Genomic DNA, 2,300 nt, shown 5'->3' with positions numbered 1-2,300 from the left:
CCTTCTCGAGCTTTCCGCCCAGCGGCGGCGCCAGTTTCGATACGGTGCATTTTACGTGCCGCACCTGCGGGAAGGTGGCGTAAACCGCCTCGATGATGTTCGTCGCCACCCGCTCGATGGTGTGCTGCGTGATTCGCATCTGCATCTCGACGACTTCGTAGGCCGTCAGGTAGTTGACCGTCTTGCGCACGTCGTCGTCCGTGGCCGCATGGCCCAGTTCGGCCGTCAGTTCCAGGTCGACCGTGAAGCGGTTGCCTACCTTGCGTTCCAGCTCGTAGCAGCCGTGCAGCGCGTGGAATTCCATGCGCGTCAGGACGATGCGGTATTCCATGCTACTCGGCGATTACGAGGTAGTAGTTCTTCTTACCCCTCTGTACGAGCAGGTATTTGCCGGCGATCAGGTCGGCCTCGCCCACCGTACGTGCCGGGTCGGCGACCTTCTCCTTGTTGAGCGACACGCCGCCGCCCTGCACCATCTTGCGGCATTCGCCCTTCGAGGGAAACACCTGCGTTTTTTCGGCGCACAGATCGACGAACGGCAGGCCCAGCTCGGCACGGGCGATGCGGAACTGCGGCACGCCCTCGAACACCTGCAACAGGGTCTCTTCGTCTATTTTGCGCAGCGCCTCCGACGTCGAGCCGCCGAAGAGGATCGCCGAGGCTTCGACCGCCTTTTCGTACTCCTCCCTGGAGTGGATCATCGTGGTGATCTCCTGTGCCAGCCGCTTTTGCAGTACGCGCAGGTGGGGCGCCGCCTCGTGTTCGGCGGTCAGCGCCTCGACGGTTTCACGGTCTAACAGCGTGAAGATGCGGATGTAACGCTTGGCGTCCTCGTCGCTGACGTTGAGCCAGAACTGGTAGAACTTGTAGGGCGAGGTATAGCGCGCATCGAGCCATACGTTGCCGCTCTCGGTCTTGCCGAATTTCGTACCGTCGGCCTTGGTGATGAGCGGGCAGGTGATGGCGAATGCTTCGGCCTCGTTGCCCAGTTTGCGGCGGATCAGCTCCGTTCCGGTGGTGATGTTGCCCCACTGGTCGGCGCCGCCCAGCTGCACCTTGCAGTTCATCGTCTGGTAGAGGTGCAGGAAGTCGAAGCCCTGTACCAGCTGGTAGGTGAACTCGGTGAACGACATGCCGTCGCCCTCGCCGCTGAACCGTTTCTTGACCGAATCTTTGGCCATCATGTAGTTGACGGTGATGCACTTGCCGATATCGCGGATGAATTCCAGAAACGAAATGTCCTTCATCCAGTCGTAGTTGTTCACCAGCACGGCCGCGTTCGGGGCGTCCGACTCGAAGTCGAGCAGTTTGGCCAGCTGGCGCTTGATCGCCTCCTGGTTGTGGCGCAGCGTGGGTTCGTCGAGCAGGTTGCGCTCCTGCGACTTGCCCGAGGGGTCGCCGATCATGCCCGTCGCGCCGCCTATAAGCGCCAGCGGACGGTGGCCGCACATCTGGAAATGCTTGAGGATCATTACGCCCACCAGGTGGCCGATATGCAGCGAGTCGGCCGTGGGGTCGATGCCCAGGTAGGCCGTCGTCATCTCTTTTTCGAGTTGTTCCTTCGCGCCGGGCATGATCGTGTGGATCATCCCGCGCCATTCGAGTTCTTCGATGAAATTCTTTGTTGCCATTTTTATTGTTCGTTCTTTTTATTCTACTTCCAAGTCCAGTGCTTTGCGGAGTTCCGCGACGAGCGGGTTCTTCTCCGTGATGTAGCGGACGCGGTCTTCGAGCTTGATCGGGCGTGCCGCCCGGATCTCTTCATTGACCGTGACCTCCAGTTCGATCATACCCTCGATGCCCGCCAGTTCGGCGATGCGCATCAGCATCCCGGTCTTGCTGCGCAGGATCTCCTCGCGCAGCTCCGTCGTCGGTACGCTCACCGAGATCGTGTTGTCGCGGAACGTCATCAGCTCGAAAGCCGGCACGAAGCGCGGGCGTTTCTCCTTGATGAGGTTCAGTATCCTGCCTCGGGCGTGCTCCAACTTTTCGGCACAGTCCGGGTCTATGCGCACGGTTTCGGGTTCGTCGGGCGTTTCGCCGTCCGACAGCTCCTCGTCGGGGTCGCCGCCTGCCGAGGCGAGCAGCTCCGAGAGCGATGCGCCCGAGATCAGCGGCCGCCGTTTCATCCCCGGCGCGGGCTGTGCCGGGAGTGTTCCCTGTGCAGTCGGGCCGGCGGATGTACCCGCTGCCGGCCTTCCGGCCGGGGACGCGGCAGGCATTGCTGCGGACGTTGCTGCGGAAGGGGGGGCCGTTGCGGCTCCTGCTGCTTGCGCTGCCCGGTGTGCGGTGGCGGGCGC

General features: G+C 62.3%; 3 protein-coding genes. All 3 read right to left on the bottom strand.

What is annotated here, in order from left to right:
* A partial coding sequence (gene folB, locus QVP03_RS13140; RefSeq protein ID WP_288210828.1) for a dihydroneopterin aldolase occupies window positions 1-331 on the bottom strand: 331 nt, incomplete at its 3' end.
* Window position 332: 1 nt separating this feature from the next.
* Entirely contained in the window at window positions 333-1,631 is a 1,299-nt protein-coding gene (tyrS, locus tag QVP03_RS13135; RefSeq protein ID WP_022333847.1) for a tyrosine--tRNA ligase, read from the bottom strand.
* Between the two features lie 18 nt (window positions 1,632-1,649).
* Entirely contained in the window at window positions 1,650-2,129 is a 480-nt protein-coding gene (locus QVP03_RS13130) for a hypothetical protein (RefSeq protein WP_022333846.1), read from the bottom strand.
* Window positions 2,130-2,300: the final 171 nt, after the last annotated feature.

The organism is Alistipes sp. CAG:29 (assembly GCF_000435435.1).
Classification (GTDB): Bacteria; Bacteroidota; Bacteroidia; order Bacteroidales; family Rikenellaceae; genus Alistipes; species Alistipes onderdonkii.
The sequence above is the reverse complement of the archived record's forward strand: the minus strand, read 5'-3'. Positions and strand labels throughout refer to the sequence as shown.

What these genes read in the sequence shown, in the direction of transcription:
- tyrS (WP_022333847.1), bottom strand. Translation starts at nt 1,631, where the DNA reads ATGGCAACAAAGAATTTCATCGAAGAACTCGAATGGCGCGGGATGATC.
- QVP03_RS13130 (WP_022333846.1), bottom strand. Translation starts at nt 2,129, where the DNA reads ATGAAACGGCGGCCGCTGATCTCGGGCGCATCGCTCTCGGAGCTGCTC.